This window comes from Streptomyces sp. NBC_00249 (assembly GCF_026342355.1).
GTDB lineage: Bacteria > Actinomycetota > Actinomycetes > Streptomycetales > Streptomycetaceae > Streptomyces.
This window is the reverse complement of sequence record NZ_JAPEMV010000007.1, coordinates 41954-60025: the sequence shown is the minus strand read 5'-3', so window position 1 is coordinate 60025 and position 18072 is coordinate 41954. Positions and strand designations below refer to the sequence as shown.

Annotated in this window: 15 protein-coding genes and 1 pseudogene; 5 read left to right on the top strand and 11 right to left on the bottom strand. The window is 74.0% G+C overall.

What is annotated here, in order from left to right; translation table 11 throughout:
* Positions 1 to 50: 50 nt before the first annotated feature.
* The 3 genes from OOK31_RS27600 to OOK31_RS27590 form a co-directional block, all read right to left on the bottom strand.
* Positions 51 to 935 carry a S1 family peptidase gene (locus tag OOK31_RS27600; protein ID WP_267090074.1) on the bottom strand — a complete coding sequence of 295 codons (885 nt, stop codon included), beginning with the start codon at positions 933 to 935 and terminating at the stop codon, positions 51 to 53.
* Positions 936 to 1097: 162 nt separating this feature from the next.
* Positions 1098 to 1907 carry a DUF1684 domain-containing protein gene (locus OOK31_RS27595; RefSeq protein ID WP_267090073.1) on the bottom strand — a complete coding sequence of 270 codons (810 nt, stop codon included), beginning with the start codon at positions 1905 to 1907 and terminating at the stop codon, positions 1098 to 1100.
* Positions 1908 to 1984: 77 nt separating this feature from the next.
* A complete protein-coding gene (locus tag OOK31_RS27590; RefSeq protein WP_267090072.1) occupies positions 1985 to 3280 on the bottom strand; it encodes a DUF5685 family protein in 1296 nt (431 codons plus the stop codon).
* A gap of 284 nt (positions 3281 to 3564) precedes the next feature.
* On the opposite strand from OOK31_RS27590, the gene OOK31_RS27585 reads away from it, so the two are divergent.
* On the top strand, positions 3565 to 4023 hold the full coding sequence (locus tag OOK31_RS27585; RefSeq protein ID WP_267090071.1) for a cell division protein SepF: 459 nt from the start codon (positions 3565 to 3567) through the stop codon (positions 4021 to 4023).
* A 44-nt stretch (positions 4024 to 4067) separates the two neighbouring features.
* Here the strand turns inward: OOK31_RS27585 and OOK31_RS27580 are convergent, their stop codons facing one another.
* Both OOK31_RS27580 and OOK31_RS27575 read right to left on the bottom strand, forming a co-directional pair.
* Positions 4068 to 5252, bottom strand: a complete 1185-nt coding sequence (locus OOK31_RS27580; RefSeq protein ID WP_267090070.1) for an acyl-CoA dehydrogenase family protein — start codon at positions 5250 to 5252, stop codon at positions 4068 to 4070.
* 146 nt (positions 5253 to 5398) lie between these two features.
* Positions 5399 to 7129 (bottom strand): MFS transporter, encoded by a 1731-nt coding sequence (locus tag OOK31_RS27575; protein WP_267090069.1) that lies wholly within the window; start codon positions 7127 to 7129, stop codon positions 5399 to 5401.
* Positions 7130 to 7425: 296 nt separating this feature from the next.
* Between OOK31_RS27575 and OOK31_RS27570 the strand changes: the two genes are divergently transcribed.
* Together OOK31_RS27570 and OOK31_RS27565 are read left to right on the top strand one after the other, a co-directional pair.
* Entirely contained in the window at positions 7426 to 8574 is a 1149-nt protein-coding gene (locus OOK31_RS27570; RefSeq protein ID WP_267090440.1) for a glycosyltransferase family 39 protein, read from the top strand.
* Positions 8575 to 8814: 240 nt separating this feature from the next.
* Positions 8815 to 9876: a phosphatase PAP2 family protein gene (locus OOK31_RS27565; RefSeq protein ID WP_267090068.1), complete on the top strand. Its 1062-nt coding sequence runs from the start codon at positions 8815 to 8817 to the stop codon at positions 9874 to 9876.
* Positions 9877 to 10205: 329 nt separating this feature from the next.
* On the opposite strand, the gene OOK31_RS27560 is transcribed toward OOK31_RS27565, so the two are convergent.
* Both OOK31_RS27560 and OOK31_RS39435 read right to left on the bottom strand, forming a co-directional pair.
* Positions 10206 to 11162, bottom strand: coding sequence for a YafY family protein (locus tag OOK31_RS27560; RefSeq protein WP_267090067.1), 957 nt, complete (start codon positions 11160 to 11162; stop codon positions 10206 to 10208).
* A gap of 392 nt (positions 11163 to 11554) precedes the next feature.
* Positions 11555 to 12157, bottom strand: a pseudogene (locus OOK31_RS39435) (transglycosylase family protein); the annotation flags it as partial.
* A gap of 292 nt (positions 12158 to 12449) precedes the next feature.
* On the opposite strand from OOK31_RS39435, the gene OOK31_RS27545 reads away from it, so the two are divergent.
* Both OOK31_RS27545 and OOK31_RS27540 read left to right on the top strand, forming a co-directional pair.
* Positions 12450 to 13259: a hypothetical protein gene (locus OOK31_RS27545; RefSeq protein ID WP_267090066.1), complete on the top strand. Its 810-nt coding sequence runs from the start codon at positions 12450 to 12452 to the stop codon at positions 13257 to 13259.
* 228 nt (positions 13260 to 13487) lie between these two features.
* Positions 13488 to 13886 (top strand): hypothetical protein, encoded by a 399-nt coding sequence (locus tag OOK31_RS27540; protein ID WP_267090065.1) that lies wholly within the window; start codon positions 13488 to 13490, stop codon positions 13884 to 13886.
* Between the two features lie 16 nt (positions 13887 to 13902).
* On the opposite strand, the gene der is transcribed toward OOK31_RS27540, so the two are convergent.
* The 4 genes from der to OOK31_RS27520 form a co-directional block, all read right to left on the bottom strand.
* Positions 13903 to 15366, bottom strand: coding sequence for a ribosome biogenesis GTPase Der (gene der / locus OOK31_RS27535; protein WP_267090064.1), 1464 nt, complete (start codon positions 15364 to 15366; stop codon positions 13903 to 13905).
* 76 nt (positions 15367 to 15442) lie between these two features.
* A complete protein-coding gene (locus OOK31_RS27530; protein WP_267090438.1) occupies positions 15443 to 16030 on the bottom strand; it encodes a 1-acyl-sn-glycerol-3-phosphate acyltransferase in 588 nt (195 codons plus the stop codon).
* A 56-nt stretch (positions 16031 to 16086) separates the two neighbouring features.
* Positions 16087 to 16794 carry a (d)CMP kinase gene (gene cmk / locus OOK31_RS27525; protein ID WP_267090063.1) on the bottom strand — a complete coding sequence of 236 codons (708 nt, stop codon included), beginning with the start codon at positions 16792 to 16794 and terminating at the stop codon, positions 16087 to 16089.
* Between the two features lie 94 nt (positions 16795 to 16888).
* The gene (locus OOK31_RS27520; protein ID WP_267090062.1) at positions 16889 to 17977 is read right to left on the bottom strand and encodes a prephenate dehydrogenase; all 1089 of its coding nucleotides are present in this window, start codon (positions 17975 to 17977) and stop codon (positions 16889 to 16891) included.
* Positions 17978 to 18072: the final 95 nt, after the last annotated feature.

Genomic DNA, 18072 nt, shown 5'->3' with positions numbered 1-18072 from the left:
TCCTCCCAGAAGGCGGGAGTACGTCCAGGGGCGCAGCGGGGGCGCGGGGATCAGTAGACGCTGACCCCGTAGGCGTTCAGGGCTTCGACGACGGGCTGGAAGAAGGTGGTTCCGCCCGAGGAGCAGTTGCCGCTGCCGCCGGAGGTGAGGCCGACGGCGCGGCTGCCGGAGTAGAGCGGGCCGCCGCTGTCGCCGGGTTCGGCGCAGACGTTGGTCTTGATCATGCCGTAGACGACGTCGCCGCCGCCGTAGTTGACGGTGGCGTTGAGGCCGGTGACGGTGCCGCCGTGGGTGCCGGTGGTGGAGCCGCGCCGGGTGACGGACATGCCGGTGGTGGCGTTGACGGCGCTGGTGATGTCCTGGCCGCCGACGGTGCCCGGCGGCACCGGGGAGTTGCTGGCGTACTTGATCAGGCCGTAGTCGTTGGTGGGGAAACTGGAGCCGACGGTGGAGCCGACGGTGGTGGTGTGGGAGGAGTTGCTCCACCAGGTGCCGGCGCCGTCGGTGCAGTGGCCGGCGGTGAGGACGTAGTAGGTGCTGCCGCTGCGGACGTTGAAGCCCAGCGAGCAGCGCCAGCTGGAGGCGTAGATGGCGTCTCCGCCGGAGAGCAGCTTGCGGATCTTGCCGGGGGTGCGCTCGATGCGCAGGGCGGCGGCGTCGGCGCCGGCCGCGCGGCGGATTCTCGCGATGTCGGCGCCGGTGACGGTGGAGTCGGCGGTGACGACGAGGGTTCCGGTGGCGGGGTCGGTGTGCCAGGCGGTGCCCGCGACGTCGGCGCGCAGGACGGAGGCCCCGGCGGCGGCGAGGCGGTCCGCGCCGAAGCCGTTGTCCTGGCTGTCGGCACTGGCGGCTGTGGGGGCGGCCAGTGCGGCGACGGCGGCCAGGCCGGTGGCGGCGGCGAGCAGCCGGCCACGGGTGATGCTCTTGATCCTCACTTGACGTCCTCCGGGAAGGGGGTCGGGGGCCCGGCGGAGGTGGGGGTGCCGGAGCCCGTGAGCGGCGGTGGGGGGCGGGTCGGTCCGGGCGGCCGACTGCCGCGCGGTTCGACGTGCCCCTGACAAGTCCGCCGGGTGACGCTGACGGGAGTGTCCTGTTCGTCAGTTGCCGTCGACAAGGGCGCCTTTCAGCCGTCGTTCCCCGGCGGCGACCTCGAAGGCCAGGGTGTTGCCGGGCGGCGGGAAGGGGCAGATGAAGTGGTCGGCGAAGGCGCAGGGCGGGAGCAGGGCGCGGTTGAGGTCCACCGTGACCGAGCCGTCGGCGGCGGGGGTCCCGGGGCGCAGGAAGCGGAAGCGGTAGCTGGTGCGGCCGCCGGTGGCGTCGCCGAAGACGGCCCAGAGACTGCCGTCCCCGGAGTCGACGGCCACCTGGAGGGTGTGCCGGACGCCTTCGCGGGTGAAGCTCAGCTCGCCGCCGAGGCCGAGCCCGCGCGCCCGCCCGTCGGCGTTCTCGACCTGGACGGTCCGGTCCCGGTCGTACGGGCGGAAGTGCCCCGGCAGCGCGAGGGCCGGGTCGTACGGGCCGGCCTCGACCCCTTGGAAGGCCGCCCGGGCCGGGGAGGCCGGGTCGAAGACGCGGACCGCCCACTCCCCCTCGCGCAGGATCACCACGAACCGCAGCTCCCCGGCGGTGAGCCGGGAGTGCGCGGGCGGGCCCTCGTCGGCGCCGAGGCGCGCCTCCCCGTCCAGGGGCTTCCCGTCGAGGGCGAGACCCTCCTCGGCGGAGGCGCTGAGCACGACCCCGTCGGCGGTGGCGCGCCACCGGCCCGGAACGGCCGGAATTCGACCCTCCGGGTAGTCGGCGATCCAGTGGGTGCCCGTCAGGGCGAGGGGCCCGTACGGGGCGGAGACGGTGGCCAGCCGATGCTCGTGCCACTCCCGCCAGGCGTTGATGTCTCGGTCGTCACTCATGCCGCTGAACCCTTCCACACGGGCCCGGGCGGGAACCATCCCGTACCCCGTCCGGGCCTGTGGGAGCTGACGGCCGATCAGCAGCCGCAGTCGCAGCTGCAGTCACAGCAGTCGCAGCCGTCGCAGCAATTGCCGCAGTCGCAGCAGTCACCGCAGTCGTCGCACCACGCGTCGCGCTTCTGCCGGGACCAGGGGCCCTCGTGGTCGGTGCAGCACAGCTGGCAGGTGCAGAAGAGCCCGAGGGCCACCGCGCAGCCGGCCAGCAGTCCGCGGCGCGGCTTCTGCGGGGGCAGGCCGCCGAAGCCGCCACCGCCCCCACCGCCGCCACCGCCGGGGCCGCCCGGGCCCATCGGCGGCGGCATGCCGGGCCCGCCCGGCTGGGGCGGGGCGCCGGGCGCGTACGGGTTCGCCCCGTAGGGGCCGGGGGCCCCGTACGGCTGGGCCGGGGCCTGGCCGTAGCCCTGCGGCGGGGCGCCGTAGCCCTGACCGGCGGAGTTCGTCGCGGTGTGGCCGCAGCTGCCGGTCCCGAAGGCCCGGTCGACCGAGGTGCGCAGCTCGTGCACCAGCAGCCGGTGGGCGAGCCCCGCGTCGGCGAACTCCGCCTCGCGCAGCGCCAGGCGGATCCCGTGCAGCGCGTCGTCGCACAGCCGGCGGGCCTCGGTGAGGGAGGTGCCGGTGGCGGTGAGGGGGTTCCAGGCGCCCGCCGCGGCGTCGGCGGCCTGGTCCTCGACGGCGTCCAGCAGGTGCGCGAGCCGCCCGAAGTAGCGGCCCGCCTCGGCCAGCGGCGCGGCGTTGCCTGGCCGTCCCGCGAGGACCGCGGTATGGGCGAAGGCGGCCGCCGTCGCGGTCTCGGTGGGCTCGGTGACCACGAGCACCGGCGTGCCGATCCCGGCCAGGGTCTCGATGCCGCCCTGCCGGTCCACGGCGTCCACGAGGACCGCCGTGTCGAAACCGAGCGCGGCGCCGGTGCGGGCTCCGGCCCGGTCCCAGCCCCGGGCCACCTTGCGCGCGGCGAGGGCGATCGGCGCGCGGGCCAACAGCCCGTCCCGGTCGGCCACGTGGTCGCGTACCTTCGCGGAGGCCAGGACCAGCGAGACGGCCGCCGCGAGCCGGGCGCCCTCGCCGTTGGCCACCGGGGCGGTCCGCATCCCGCGCAGCGGGCAGGGGCCGGCCGTGCGGCGGGCGCCGGACAGCGGTCCCGACTGAGCCTCCGTCAGGACGGAGACGAGCAGCCCGTCGTAGTTGGTGACGATCCTCGCGAACTGGCCGTGGTCACCCCTAAGTGCCAGGCAGAGTCCGCAGAGATGGGCCATCCACTCGCTCTTGAACCGCTCGCCGAGCCGGTGCGTGCAAGGTCTGACGATGCCGAACAATCCGCTTCCCCCGTGTGTGATCCGCGCGTTTCGGGGGCATCGTATCCAGCCTGGTCGTTCACTCGTACGCCCCAGCCGATCACCCGGACGGCGGCAGCGGTCGTATTTTCACTCAGACAGCAGCGGCAGCCGCCTGGAACCTTGACCGTGCAACGGATGTTCTGCACCAGTCCCGTCACGAAACCCCTGCGCGGCGACTATCCACTTGGCGCGTTGTCAGCATCATGGACGACCATAGGGGCAGCGGAGAAAAGACAGACTGGCCACGGTGAAAGGAGGCGTCCATGGGTTCGGTACGCAAGGCGAGTGCCTGGTTGGGTCTCGTGGAGGACAGCGACGACGAGCGGTACTACGACGACGACTACGCGGAGGCGGTCGAGCGCCAGCAGGGCTCGGTCTCGGGCCCGGGCGACCAGTGGGTCACCGACCCGCGCGTCAAGGTGGCCTCGGAGTCCGCGGTCGATCACGGCCGGCGGATCGCGACGGTCACCCCGGACGGCTTCCGTGACGCCCGCGGCATCGGCGAACTGTTCCGCGAGGGCGTCCCGGTCATCGTGAACCTGTCCTCGATGGACCCGGGCGACGCCAAGCGCGTGGTCGACTTCGCGGCCGGCCTGACCTTCGGGCTGCGCGGTTCGATCGAGCGGGTGGCGACCAGGGTCTTCCTCCTGACCCCGGCCGACACCCAGATCGTCAGCGGTGAGGCGGGCGGCCGTTCCCGCGACTTCTTCAACCAGAGCTGAGCCCGGGGGCACCTCCCAGCGGTAGCTGGGGGACCCTCACCGGCCTACCGGAACGCGTCCAACCCGGTGAGCGCCTTGCCCAGCACCAGCTGGTGCATCTCGACGGTGCCCTCGTAGGTGAGGACCGATTCGAGGTTGGTGGCGTGCCGCATGACGGGGTACTCCAGGGAGATCCCGTTGGCCCCGAGGATCGTCCGCGCGGTACGGCAGATGTCGATGGCCTCGCGGACGTTGTTGAGCTTCCCGAAGCTGATCTGCTCCGGCCGCAGGGTGCCCGCGTCCATCCGCCGGCCCAGGTGGTGGGCGAGCAGGATGCCCTTGTGGAGTTCCAGCGCCATGTCGGCGAGCTTGGCCTGGGTGAGCTGGAAGCCGCCGATCGGCCTGCCGAACTGCTCCCGTGTCCTCGAGTAGTCCAGCGCGGACTCGAAGCTGGCGCGCGCCGCGCCCATGGACCCCCAGATGATCCCGTACCGCGCGTGGCTGAGACAGCCCAGCGGTCCCTTGAGCCCCGTGACGCCCGGGAGCACCGCGTCCGCGGGCAGCCTCACGTCGTCCATGACCAGCTCGCTCGTCACCGAGGCGCGCAGCGACCACTTGTGCTTGATCTCCGGCGCCGAGAAGCCGGGCGCGTCGGTGGGGACGGCGAAGCCGCGGATGCCCTCGTCGGTCTGCGCCCAGACCACCGCGACGGCCGCCACCGAGCCGTTGGTGATCCACATCTTGCGGCCGTTGAGCACCCAGTCGGTGCCGTCCCGCTTGGCGTAGGTGCGCATCGCGGCCGGGTCGGAGCCCACGTCGGGCTCGGTCAGCCCGAAGCAGCCGATCAGCTCTCCGGCCGCCATCCCGGGCAGCCAGCGCTGCTTCTGCTCCTCGGAGCCGTACTTCCAGATCGCGTACATGGCCAGCGAGCCCTGTACGGAGACCAGCGAGCGGATCCCGGAGTCGGCGGCCTCCAGCTCCAGGCAGGCCAGGCCGTACTGGACGGCGCTCGCGCCCGCGCATCCGTAGCCGGTCAGGGACATGCCGAGCGCGCCGATGGAGCCGAGCTCGCGGGCCAGCTCGCGGATGCCGGGCAGCTCGCCGTCCTCGTACCACTGCGCGATGTGCGGCAGGACCCGGTCGGCGGCCCAGGCGCGGACGGTGTCGCGGACGGCGAGGTCCTCGGGGCCGAGCAGCTCGTCGAGACCGAGCGGGTCGGTGGGGGCGAAGGGGGTCTTGGGCGCGGACAAGAGGGGCCTCCCGGCAGGCACGTGGGGCGAAACCTAGCGGTGCAAGTTTGTCGCCGGGCCCGCCCCGGGTCCACCCCCGGTTTTCCGCCGCGCCGTGACGCGCCGCACACCGCGCGCCTCGCGCCGCGCGGCCGCGGCGGCCCCGGTCAGGCCGTGCGGCCGGCCCGGTCGCGGTCGCCGTGGGCCGGGCCGGGGATGCGCGCGCCGGCGGCGGGCGCGGCGGCCGGGCCCTTGGGCTGCGCGGGAAGGTGCACGGCGCCCTCCGCGTCCGGGACCTCGGCGGTCCGCGGGAGCCCGCCCTCGTCGTGCGCGGGCCGCTCGGCGACGTCCATGGTGCGCGGCAGCATCAGCGCCATGGCGGCGCCCGCCAGCAGCAGGCCCGCGCTGACCAGCAGGGTCACGTGCAGGCCGTGGACGAAGGAGTGCCGGGCGGCGGCGTAGAGGGACTCTCCCGCCGGGCCGCCGAGCTGGGCGGCGATCTGGTAGGCCTCGCCCAGCGAGTGCGCGGCGCCCGCCGAGTCCTGGGCGGAGACCCCGGGGACGTCGAGGAGGCCGGGCGCGTAGGCGGCGTTCATCACGCTGCCGAGCAGGGCGATGCCCATGCCCGCGCCGAGCTGGTAGGAGGTCTCGCCTATGGAGGCCGCGCCGCCGGCGGTGTCCGCCGGGGCCTCGCTCAGCATGGACTCGTAGGCGGCGAACAGGGTGGTCTGGAGCCCGAAGCCCAGCAGGACGAAGGCCGCGGTGAGCAGGACGGGCCGGTCGTGCTGGCCCATGAGGGTCAGCAGCACCACGGCGAAGGCGGTCAGCACGAAGCCCAGCGAGACCATCGTGCGCGGGCCGACGCGCTGGAGGGTGTACGAGCCGGTGGCTCCGGCGGCCATCGCGGCGAAGGTGAGCGGCAGCAGCCGCAGGCCGGTCTCCAGCGGGCTCAGGTGCAGCACCAGCTGGAGGTACTGGACGGCGATCAGCTCCAGGCCGACCAGCGCCAGCATGGCGAGCACGATGCAGCCGACGGAGGTGGAGAAGGCGGCCCGGGAGAACATCCGCATGTCGATGAGCGGGTGCTCGCGCCGCTTCTGGCGGCGTACGAAGAGCGCCAGCAGGCCCACGCCGAGCAGCAGCGGGACCAGCGCCTCGGCATCGAGGAGCTGGCGCTCCGCGCCGATCCGCTTGATGCCGAGCACCGTGCCGAGGACGCCGGCGGCGGCCGTCAGCGCGCCGAGCACGTCCCAGGGCCCGTCGGAGCAGCCCTTGGACTCGGGCAGCAGCCAGCGGCCGAGGGGAAGGATCAGCGCCATCAGCGGGATGTTGATGAGGAAGACCGACCCCCACCAGAAGTGCTGGACGAGGAAGCCGCCGAGGACGGGGCCGCTGGCCGCACCGATGGCGGCGACGGCGGTCCAGATGCCGATCGCCAGGGCCCGTTCGCGGCGGTCGGGGAAGACCTGGCGCAGGATCGACAGGGTGGCGGGCATGATCATCGCCCCGCCGACGCCGAGCAGGGCGCGCGCGGCGATCAGTACCTGGGCGTTGTCGGCGAGCGCGGCCAGCGCGGAGGCCGCGCCGAAGAGGCCGTAGCCGAGGAGCAGGATCCGGCGGCGGCCGACCCGGTCGCCGAGGGTGCCGAAGAGGATCAGGAGCGCGGCGCACACCAGCGGGTAGGCGTCGACGATCCACAGCAGCTCGACCGCGCCGGGGCGCAGGTCCTCGGTGACGGAGGGGACGGCCACGTGCAGGATCGTCGCGTCGAGCGCGACGAGCACCAGGCTGACGCACAGGACGGCCAGGACGACCCAGCGGTTCGCCCCGCCGGAGGCCGCGCTGATCCGCTGCCAGGGGGAAGGGTTCCTGTCGTCGGCCGTGTTCGTCCCCGACATGCATGTACCTCCCAGGTGATCCCTCGCACTCGGCGGACCAGCGTCGTACGGCGCCGCGAGGTGGTGCGCTGTGCGGCGTCCTACGGGGTCCGGCATCGACACGCGAGTGAAGGGTCAGCGTACGCGAGTTCGTGTGTCCGACACGTGGTCAAGCTCTCATCCCGGCGGCGGCCTCCGTGTGGTGTGTGCCACTCGTTCCGCTTGTGTGCTCCCCCCGCGTACACGCGTGCTCACGGCCCGTGGTTCTGGTTCTCGTCCGGGTGGGCGCGGAGTCGATACTCGTGCCCGTGACAACTGTGCCCGTCGACGACGCATCCGTGAACGATCTTGGCCGGCGCCTGCTCCGGGGCCTGCGCCGGGCCGCGCCCGCGCTCGCCGCCTTCGCGGCGGTCCGGCTGCTCGGCCTGGCCGTGCTCGCGCTGTGGTGCGCGGCGGCCGGCAGCAGCCCGCACACCCTTCTGTCGGCCCGCTGGGACTCGCTCTGGTACGCCCGGATCGCCGCCGGGGGGTACGGCTACGAGGTGGTCCTGCCGAGCGGGGCCGTCCACTCCAACCTGGCCTTCTTCCCGCTGCTGCCCTGGCTGGAGCGGCTGGTGGCGGCGCCCACGGGCCTCTCGTACGGCTCGGCGGGGCTGGTGGTCTCGGTGGTGGCGGGGCTCGCCGCCGCCTGGGGGATCTTCGCGGTGGCCGACCTGCTGCACGGGCGGCGGGCCGGGGTGCTGGCGGCGGCGCTGTGGGCGGCGCTGCCGGTGGGGGTCGTGCAGTCGATGGCGTACAGCGAGTCGCTGTTCACCGCGCTGGCCGCCTGGGCGGTGTACTGCGCGCTGCGCGGGCGCTGGATCGCGGCGGGGCTGCTCGCGGCCGGGGCGGGGCTGACCCGCCCGGTCGGGGCCGCCGTCGTCGCGGCGGTGTGGGTGGCGGCCGCGCTGGCCTGGCGGCGCGGGGAGCGGTCCTGGCGGGCGGCGGCCGGTGCGCTGCTGGCCCCGATGGGCGCGGCGGCGTACGTGCTGTGGGTGGGGCAGCGCACGGGCGGCGGGCTGCTGGGGTACCTGGACGTGCAGGCGGGCTGGGGCAACGGCTTCGACGGCGGCTGGGCCTTCGCCCGGTTCGTGGGGGCGCGGCTGGCGTCCTCGGCCTTCCTCGCCGGGATCGCCCTGATCGCCGGGGTGGCGGGGGTGCTGTGGCTGTACCGGCTGTGCGTGCGGCAGCGGCAGCCGGCCGCGCTGCTCGTGTACTGCGGGATCGTGGTGGCGCTGGCGCTGTGCGCCTCGGGGTATTTCGGCTCCAAGCCCCGGCTGCTGCTGCCGGCCTTCCCGCTGCTGCTGCCTCCGGCGGTGGGTCTGGCGCGGTGGCGGCCGGGGCGGGCCGCGGTGCTGGTGGGGGCGGTGGCGCTGGCCTCGGCGGTGTACGGGGCGTTCTGGCTGAACGGCTCCGGTCCCCCGTGATCACGGAATGGATCATTCCAATCCATGATTGAGCAAAGGAATTGAGCGGCGACAATAAGAACCGGGTAAGTGTGCGGATAATTGCCTGGCCAGTGCTCCCGGAGTTGAATCCGAGAAGTTCCAACAAGGGGCGAAATCACGGGAATTAAAGTCCCCGTGAGACGCACTCCACATCACATGGTCATCACAAAGCCCGCGATTCGACCGGGCCGCGCTTCGACGCGCGGTAACGTCGATTGAGTGCGTACTGACCAAATGCTGACCCGTCTGGAGCCGGTGTTCGCCCGGCTGGACCGGGAACCAGAGCGTCCGGCTCATCTGCAAACGCCGCAGATGAGCCGGCACCGCGTCGTGCTCCTCGCCTCGACCCTCGCGTTCTACCTCGCGATCGTCGTCGCCGTCCTGACGACGTCCTGGCTCGTCCGGCTGGACTGGCAGATCATGTTCTTCCGGCCCTACGAGCAGTGGCCACAGCTGCACGCCTTCCTCGACTACCTGGTCGTACTCGGCCAGCGCGGACCCACCGCGGTGATGGTCGCGGCCTGGCTCGGCTGGCGATCCTGGCGCCAGCACACCCTGCGCCCGCTGATCACCCTCGGCGTGGCCCTGCTGCTGCTCAACATCACCGTCGGCTCCGTCAAGCTCGGCCTCGGCCGGCTCGGTCCGCACTACGCCACCGAGATCGGCTCCGCCGAGCTCTTCGCGGGCGGCGATATATTCCCTTCGGGCCACACCGCCAACGCCGTCGTGACCTGGGGGATCCTGGCCTACCTGGCCTCCACCACCGTCACCCGCCGGGTGCTGTCCGTACTGTCCGCGGTGGTCTCGCTGAGCGTCGGCGCCACCACCGTCTACCTCGGCACCCACTGGGTCTCCGACGTCCTGCTCGGCTGGACCGCAGGCCTGCTGATCATGCTGGCGCTGCCCTGGTTCGAGCCGGCCATCGCCCGCGCCGAGGCGTACGTCTTCCAGCTGCGCGAGCTGTGGCGCCGCCGCCTGGAGGAGGGCCGCGTCTCCGAGCCGGTCGCCGCCGCGCTCACCCCGCTGCTGTCCGCGGGCGGCAAGTGGCAGCCCGGGCGCGCCGCCACCACCGAGGCGGGGGCCCCGGCGCCCGCCCCGGCCGCCCCGCACGTCCCCGCCGGGCACTCCCCCGCGCCGCGGCCCGCCGGGCACCCGGCGCCCCGGCCGCACATCATCCGCTCCGAGCGCACCCCGGTCACCCCGGCCGGGAGCCGCCGCCCGGCGCACACCGAGCGGGCCGCCGCGCGGGGGGCCTCGGCCCGCCCGGCGACCGGCGGCTGAGCCCGGAGCGACGGGGTCGGTACGCACATCCCCACCCCGCGCGGCGAAGGCGGGCCGGTTCACCGAACCGGCCCGCCTTCGCCGTTGTTGATATGTCCGTCTTCGCCGTTGATATGTCCGGACCGTCAGCGAAGCGCCGGGAGGTTCCTCCGTACCGGGTCACGCTTGTGTCACGGGTTGTCGACAGCGGGGCATCCCCCGGCACTTCGGCCCGGCATTGTTTCCAGAACCGTTTCCTCCCCTGCGACACGCCCGGCTCGGATCCCTTTCGAATTCCCGTGGAGAGCCGCCGAATTCCCCTCCGGATTGCCGGAACCGACTGCTGCCGGCTACTCCAGGGCGCGGCCGAGAAGGTCCCGCGCGGCGCGGATCCGGTCGGTCAGCTCGGGCGGCTCCACGACCTCGAACTCACAGCCGAGCAGCATGATGTGAATCACCAGGACCTTGAGGCTGACCGCCCCGGTGCGCAGCAGGCAGCTGTGCGCGTCGACCGGCTCCAGCACCCCGTCGGAGGGGCCCACGACCCGCGCCGCGTCCTCGGCGGACATCCGCAGCCGCACCAGCGCCCGGGCCGCGTACACGTGCTGCGACACGCCCTGGGAGACGTACGCGGCCAGGTCCTCGGCGGGCGCCGGGCGCGGCGTGAAGCGCGGGCCGTGCGGCGGGCGGGGCTCGATCCGGTCGGCCCGGAAGGTCCGCCAGTCCTCGCGGTCGAGGTCCCAGGCGACGAGGTACCAGCGCCGCTCGGTGCACACCAGCCGGTGCGGCTCGACGGTGCGGCGGCTGACGGAACCGCCGTGGTCGCGGTAGCCGAAGCGCAGCCGCTCGCGGTCCCGGCACACGGCGGCGAGCTCCGTCAGCACGGACGGGTCGACGGTGTCGCGCGGGCCGCGCAGCATGGGCACGGTGAACTCGTTGAGCGCGGCGACGCGGCCGCGCAGCCGCGAGGGCAGGACCTGCTCCAGCTTGGCCAACGCCCGTACGGACGCCTCCCCGATCCCCTCGACGCCGTTGCCCGCGGCCGTACGCAGCCCCACCGCCACGGCGACGGCCTCGTCGTCGTCGAGCAGCAGCGGCGGCAGCTCGGCCCCGGCCCCCAGCTGGTACCCGCCGCCGGTCCCGGGACTGGCGTTCACGGGGTACCCGAGCTCCCGCAGCCGGTCCACGTCCCGCCGCACGGTACGCGCGGTGACTCCGAGCCGGTCGGCGAGGTCGGCGCCGGTCCATTCGCGGTGGGCCTGCAACAGGGACAGCAGGCGCAGCAGTCGTGCGGAGGTATCGAGCATCCCCGCAGTCTGCCGGTAGCCTGGCCGGCTCATGGACCACCCCCCACGCCGCAGCCGCCGACGGGGCCCGGCCCCCGAACCCCTGCGCCTCAAACGCCGGCGAGGCTGGATAGATCCAGCCCCGCCGGCGTTTGAGGCGCGGGTCCGGGCAGGGCCCGGGGAACGGTGGAAGGGCGGGTAGGGGACGGCTCCGCGCAGCGGCAGCCCCGGGGCGCGGGTCAGCGCGGCGGTGTGGGCGGGGCCGTAGAGGCCGGGCTCCCGGGAGTCGGCGCCGCAGGGGCAGGGGCAGGGGCCGAGGCCGACGGGGGACGGGCCGCGGGGGCGGAGGGCGGCTGGGCCGCAGGGGGCGACGGCGGCGGAGGCGTGGGTGCAGGGGCGGGCGGCGGCTTCGGCGGGAGGGTGAGGAGGAGGCCCAGGGGGAGGCTGTCGGGGCGGGGACCGATCAGGGTCCGGTTCGCTTCGTACAGCGCGCGCCAGCCGCCCTCCACCCGGTGCCGCCTCGCGATCCCGTCCAGCGTGTCCCCGGCCCGCACCACGTGCGCCCGCCCCGCCAGCCCGTACCGCTTCGCGCACACCGGCCACGCCTCCCACCCCTGCGTGCCGAGCAGCCCCTCCGCGACCCTGATCTGCTGGTCCCGGGTGGCGAGGTCGGCCCGCGCCGCGTACGCGAGGCCCCCGTGTTCCTCCCAGGTCGGCTGCCAGAACTGCAGGCCCCCGTAGAAGCCGTTGCCGGTGTTGACCGCCCACCGGCCGCCGCTCTCGCAGTCGGCCACGCAGTCCCACGGCCATTCCCCGCCCGGCCCGCAGTCCCCCGGCCCGTCTCCGAGGGTTCCGGCCGAGCCGGGGTGTGCCGCCCCGGCCGGTCCGGGGGCCGGCGGGGGCGGCGCGGCGGCCGCGGCCGTCGCGTCGGCGCCCCACGGGAGGACGAATGCCAGCGCACCGGCGGCCACGGCGGCGGCCCACCGGTCCCGGCGCAGGAGACGGGGTTCGGGCATCGGGTCACGCTACGCAGCCGCCACCGCCCGCCCGGCCCGCCACGCGGCGCCCTCCCCCGCCCCACCCGGACGGCCGCGCCACCCCCCTCCCCGAAACGGCCAGCACCGACCACCAACTGCGCACAACCAGCCAACAGTTGGCACCAAAACGAAGCTCCGGTCGGGCCGTTCACTCTTCCGGGTGGCCGGTTCGATTCCGTTCCCTCAAACGGCGTGACCCCGGCCGCCGCTCCGCCGTTGAGCCCGGCGAGCCGGGAACCCCCCGGCCTCCGCACGAATGAGGAGCCACCCCGTGCCGCGCATGCTCGACGTCAGTCTTGAGGTACGTGCCGAGATCGGTGACGAAGAAGCCGACAGGCTGCTCACCGGCGACGACGCCCCGCGCAGTTACGACTGCACCTCCTGCCGCACCCCCGGCGACCCCGAGACCGACCCCACGAGCACGGTGCTGTTCGTCGGCGAGGAGACCGCGGTCCTCGCCTTCGCCCACGCCGGCTGCATCCCCTCACAGGTCGTCAACGTCTCCGAGGAGCAGCTCCAGGGCGCGGTCCGCAGCATCACCGGGGACAGCCCCGCCCCCGTCCCCTCCCCCGGCGAGGTCCCGCAGTCGGTCCCCGGCGGCCAGGCCGTCCTGGGCATCACCAGCGGCCTGGTCCTGATCGACGGCGACCTGCACCCCGCGCTGGTCGTCGAGCCCACCGCGCCGATCGCCCGCCCCGGCACCACCGGCCCCGGCGACGACTTCCTGCCCCTCCTCATCGAGCAGGGCTTCAAGCCGTGCACCGACACCAAGGAGCTGCCCGGCGGCCTCTCCGGGTGGTCGGTCCTGCTCGCGGGCGGCCAGCTGCACGCGGTGCTCCAGCCCGGCACCGAGGGCGGCCCGCAGGTGGCCTGGTGGCAGGCGCACCAGGCGCTGAGCGTCACCGACGGCTGGCGCGCCGCCGTCAACAAGACGCAGCGCGTGCTGATCTACGCCGCGCCGGTCGGCTCCATCGGCCAGCAGCCCCGCGAGGACCTGCTGCGCGACGCCCTCGACAAGGCGGCCGTCAACGGCAAGCTCGTCGCCGCCTCGATGCCCCTGGCCGGTACCCCGGGCGCCTGAGCGCCGCCCGCCCGGTCCCTTCCTCTCCTCCCACCGGAGACTGCCGTCCGCCCCTCACGAGGGGGTCGGCGGCATGCGCCGGGGGTGCGCGGTCCGTCCCGCGCACCCCCGGCGATCTGCGTTTTCCGCCCCGTCACCCCGCATCCGCAAGGCGTTGGGTTCGTTGGCTGATACGTGCATTCATACGACCCCTCCCGCGCCCCGTCCTATCCGAGCAGCGTCCCCCCGATGCGCCCCGCACGGGACCGGGACATCGCTCCGGCCGCTTCGCACACCCCGATCTACGACACGCTGTACTCCGAGTACCTGCGCGCCTTCCGGGCCCTGCCGGGCGATCGTACGGGCGAGGAGGACCTCGGCTTCACGGCCTTCTCGTACGGCAGCTCGTACAGCGGCTCCGGGTCCTACCTCAGCTCGTACGGCAGCGGCTGGACCGGTTCCGCGTGGCAGCAGGGCGACTCCTGGCAGCCGGCGCCCGCCTACAGCCCCGCGCCGCTCCCGGTCCCCGTCCAGCAGCCCTCGTACGCGTACGCCGGCGCCCCCGGATACGGCGGCGGGCGGCAGCACCAGACCGGGATGCAGCACATCCCGGCGGCCCTGCCGCCCGCTCCGCGCCGGGGCTACTGACCCCGGCGGCCCGCCGCTACTTCTTCTTCTTGTACTGCGCGCCGCGCTTCTCGCGCACCCGGACCGAGATGTGGATCGGGGTGCCCTCGAAGCCGAACTCCTCGCGCAGACGGCGCTCGATGAAGCGCCGGTAGCCGGCCTCCAGGAAGCCGGACGCGAAGAGGACGAACCGCGGCGGCTTGCTGCCCGCCTGGGTACCGAACAGGATGCGGGGCTGCTTGCCGCCGCGGATCGGGTGCGGGTGCGCCGCGACGACCTCGCCGAGGAAGGCGTTCAGCCGGCCGGTGGGGACGCGCGTCTCCCAGCCCGCGAGCGCGGTCTCGATCGCCGGGACCAGCTTCTCCATGTGGCGGCCGGTGAGCGCCGAGACGTTCACCCGGGGGGCCCAGGCGACCTGCTGCATCTCGGTCTCGATCTCGCGTTCGAGGTAGTAGCGGCGCTCCTCGTCGAGCTCGTCCCACTTGTTGTAGGCGACGACGATGGCACGGCCGGCCTCGACGGCCATCGTGATGATGCGCTGGTCCTGGACGGAGATGTTCTCGGTCGTGTCGATCAGGATGACCGCGACCTCCGCCTTCTCGACGGCGGCGGCCGTGCGCAGGGAGGCGTAGTAGTCGGCGCCCTGCTGGAGGTGCACCTTCTTGCGGATGCCCGCGGTGTCGACGAACTTCCAGGTGATGCCGCCGAGCTCGATCAGCTCGTCGACCGGGTCACGGGTGGTGCCGGCCAGCTCGTTGACGACGACGCGGTCCTCCCGCGCCACCTTGTTCAGGAGCGAGGACTTGCCGACGTTCGGGCGGCCGATCAGCGCGATCCGGCGCGGGCCGCCGGGGGCGGCGCCCCCGAAGGTCTGCTCGGGGGCCTCCGGCAGCGCCTCCAGCACGGCGTCGAGCATGTCGCCCGTACCGCGGCCGTGCAGCGAGGAGACCGGGTGCGGCTGGCCGAGGCCCAGCGACCACAGGGAGGCCGCGTCGGCCTCGCCGCTCTGGCCGTCGACCTTGTTGGCGCACAGGACGACGGGCTTGCCGGCCCGGCGCAGCAGCCTGACGACGGCCTCGTCGGTGTCGGTGGCGCCGACCTTGGCGTCGACGACGAAGACGACCGCGTCGGCGGCCTCGATGGCGTACTCGGCCTGGGCGGCGACGGAGGCGTCGATGCCGAGGACGTCCTGCTCCCAGCCGCCGGTGTCGACGACCTTGAAGCGGCGCCCGGCCCATTCGGCCTCGTAGGTGACGCGGTCGCGGGTGACGCCGGGCTTGTCCTCGACGACGGCCTCGCGGCGGCCGATGATGCGGTTCACCAGGGTCGACTTGCCGACGTTCGGGCGGCCGACGACGGCGAGCACGGGCAGCGGGCCGTGGCCCGCCTCCTCGATCGCGCCTTCGACGTCCTCGACGTCGAAGCCTTCCTCCGCGGCGAGCTCCATGAACTCCGCGTACTCGGCGTCGCCAAGTGCTCCGTGGTCGTGCTGGTCGTTCATGAAGTCCGTTCCTCGTCGTTCGTGGTGATCGGTGGCACCCGCGCAGCGCGGTTCCACTACTAGGGTCAAGTCTCGCTCAGCGCCCGGTGAGGCGCTTGGCGTCGGCCAGGTGGGCGGTCAGCCGGTCCTGGATGCGTACGGTGGCCTGGTCGAGCGCGGTCTTCGTACGGCGGCCCGTGCCGTCCCCGGCGTCGAAGGCGGAGCCGAAGACGACGTCGACGCGGCTGCGCAGCGGCGGCAGCCCCTTGACGAGCCGTCCCTCGGCCTCGGTGCTGCCGAGGACCGCGACGGGCACTATGGGGGCGCCGCTGCGGACCGCGAAGTAGGCCAGTCCGGCGCGCAGGGACGCGAAGTCCCCCTCGCCCCGGGTGCCCTCCGGGAAGATCCCGAGGGCGCCGCCTTCCTCGAGAACGGCGAGGGCGCGGGTGATCGCGGTCCGGTCGGTGCCGGTCCGGTCCACCTTCACCTGCCCGATCCCCTCCAGGAAGGGGCCGAGGGGGCCGACGTAGGCCTCCTTCTTGATCAGGAAGTGCAGTGGCCGCGGCGCGGTGCCCATGACCATGGGGCCGTCGATGTTGTGGGAGTGGTTCACGGCCAGGATGACGGGGCCGGAGGCGGGGACCTTCCAGGCCCCCAGCACGCGCGGCTTCCACAGCCCGTACATGAGGCCTATGCCGATGCGTCTGCCGACCGCCGCACCCTTGAGGGAGGGCGTTTCACTCACTTGCGCCCCGCCCGCTTCTCTTCCACCAGGGTCACGACGCACTCGATCACCTGGTCGAGGGTGAGCTCGGTGGTGTCGACCTCGACGGCGTCGCCCGCCTTGGCCAGGGGGGAGGTCTTGCGGCCGGAGTCGGCGGCGTCCCGCTTGATCAGGGCTTCCTTGGTGGCCGCGAGGTCCGCGGTCTCCTTGCCGCGCAGTTCGCCGTTGCGGCGGGCGGCGCGGGCCTCGGCAGAGGCGGTCAGGAAGACCTTGAGGTCGGCGTCGGGCAGGACGGTGGTGCCGATGTCCCGGCCCTCGACGACGATGCCCTCGGCCTCCGCGGCCGCCTCGGCGGCGATGGAGCGCTGGAGCTCGGTGATCAGGGTGCGCACCTCGGGGACGGCGCTGACGGCGCTGACCTTGGAGGTGACCTCCTGGGTGCGGATCGGGCCGGAGGCGTCCAGGCCGTCGACGGTGATGGTGGGGGCGGCGGGGTCGGTGCCGGACACGAGCGCGGGCTTGCCGGCGGCGAGGGCGATGGCCTGCGGGTCGTCGGTGTCGACGCCGTTGGTGATCATCCACCAGGTGATGGCCCGGTACTGGGCACCGGTGTCCAGGTAGCGCAGCCCGAGCTTGGCGGCCACGGCCTTGGAGGTGCTGGACTTGCCCGTGCCGGAGGGACCGTCGATGGCGACGATCACGGCGGACGGAGCTGCGGTTTCCACGGTGCGGGCACCTTCCTGGTTGCGCGTACGTGTCCGGGCGCGCCAAATGCGCCCCTCCCCAGGTTACCGGCCCCCGGCACCCTCCGGCTCCGCGCTACTGCTGGCGCAGGGCCCAGCCGCGTTCGCGCAGGTCGGCGGTCAGGCCGGCGACGGCCCTCGGCTCGACCATGAGCTGGACCAGGCCGGCCTGCTGGCCCGTCGCGTGCTCGATGCGGACGTCCTCGATGTTGACCCCGGCCCGGCCGGCGTCGGCGAAGATCCGGGCGAGCTCGCCGGGCTTGTCGCTGATGAACACCCCGACCGTCTCGTAGGCCATGGGCGCCGCGCCGTGCTTGCCGGGGACCCGGACGCGGCCCGCGTTGCCGCGCCGCAGGACGTCCTCGATGCCCTCGGCGCCGCCGCGGCGCTCGGCCTCGTCGGCGGACTGGAGGCCGCGCAGGGCTTCCACGGTCTCCGCCAGGTCGGCGGCGATCCCGGCGAGGACGTCGGCGACGGGGCCCGGGTTGGCGGAGAGGATCTCCACCCACATGCGGGGGTCGGAGGCGGCGATGCGGGTGACGTCGCGGATGCCCTGCCCGCACAGCCGGACGGCCGTCTCGTCGGCCTCCTCCAGGCGGGCGGCGACCATGCTGGAGACGAGCTGCGGGGTGTGGGAGACCAGCGCCACCGCCCGGTCGTGCGCGTCGGCGTCCATCACGACGGGGACGGCCCGGCACAGGGCGACCAGCTCCAGCGCCAGGTTCAGCACCTCGTGGTCGGTGTCCCGGGTCGGGGTCAGCACCCAGGGGCGGCCCTCGAAGAGGTCCGCGGTCGCGGCCAGGGGGCCGGAGCGCTCCTTGCCCGCCATGGGGTGGGTGCCGATGTAGGCGCTGACGTCCGCGCCGAGCGCCGCGAGCTCCCGGCGCGGGCCGCCCTTGACGCTGGCCACGTCCACGTACGCGCGGGCCGTCCCGCGCCCGATGGCGTCGGCCAGGGCCGCGGCGACGTGGGCCGGGGGGACGGCGACGATCGCGAGGTCGACCTGGCCCTCGGGGGCCTCGTCGGTGCCGGCGCCCATGGCGGCGGCCGTACGGGCCTGCGCCTGGTCGTGGTCGACGAGGTGGACGGTGATCCCGCGGGCGGTCAGGGCGAGCGCCGCGGAGGTGCCGATCAGTCCGGTTCCGATGACGACGGCGGTTCTCACGGGGTGCTCCAGGGTGATCGCGTGACGGCAGGGCCTGACTCAGGGTAGCCACCGTGCACACCGTGAGGGCCCGGCGCCCGTCCCGTGGGACGGCT

Bases quoted from the DNA above. Each gene is read 5' to 3' on its own strand.
- OOK31_RS27595 (WP_267090073.1), bottom strand. From the start codon at position 1,907: ATGAGTGACGACCGAGACATCAACGCCTGGCGGGAGTGGCACGAGCAT.
- OOK31_RS27585 (WP_267090071.1), top strand. From the start codon at position 3,565: ATGGGTTCGGTACGCAAGGCGAGTGCCTGGTTGGGTCTCGTGGAGGAC.
- OOK31_RS27575 (WP_267090069.1), bottom strand. From the start codon at position 7,129: ATGTCGGGGACGAACACGGCCGACGACAGGAACCCTTCCCCCTGGCAG.
- OOK31_RS27560 (WP_267090067.1), bottom strand. From the start codon at position 11,162: ATGCTCGATACCTCCGCACGACTGCTGCGCCTGCTGTCCCTGTTGCAG.
- OOK31_RS27540 (WP_267090065.1), top strand. From the start codon at position 13,488: ATGCGCCCCGCACGGGACCGGGACATCGCTCCGGCCGCTTCGCACACC.
- der (WP_267090064.1), bottom strand. From the start codon at position 15,366: ATGAACGACCAGCACGACCACGGAGCACTTGGCGACGCCGAGTACGCG.
- OOK31_RS27530 (WP_267090438.1), bottom strand. From the start codon at position 16,030: ATGTACGGGCTGTGGAAGCCGCGCGTGCTGGGGGCCTGGAAGGTCCCC.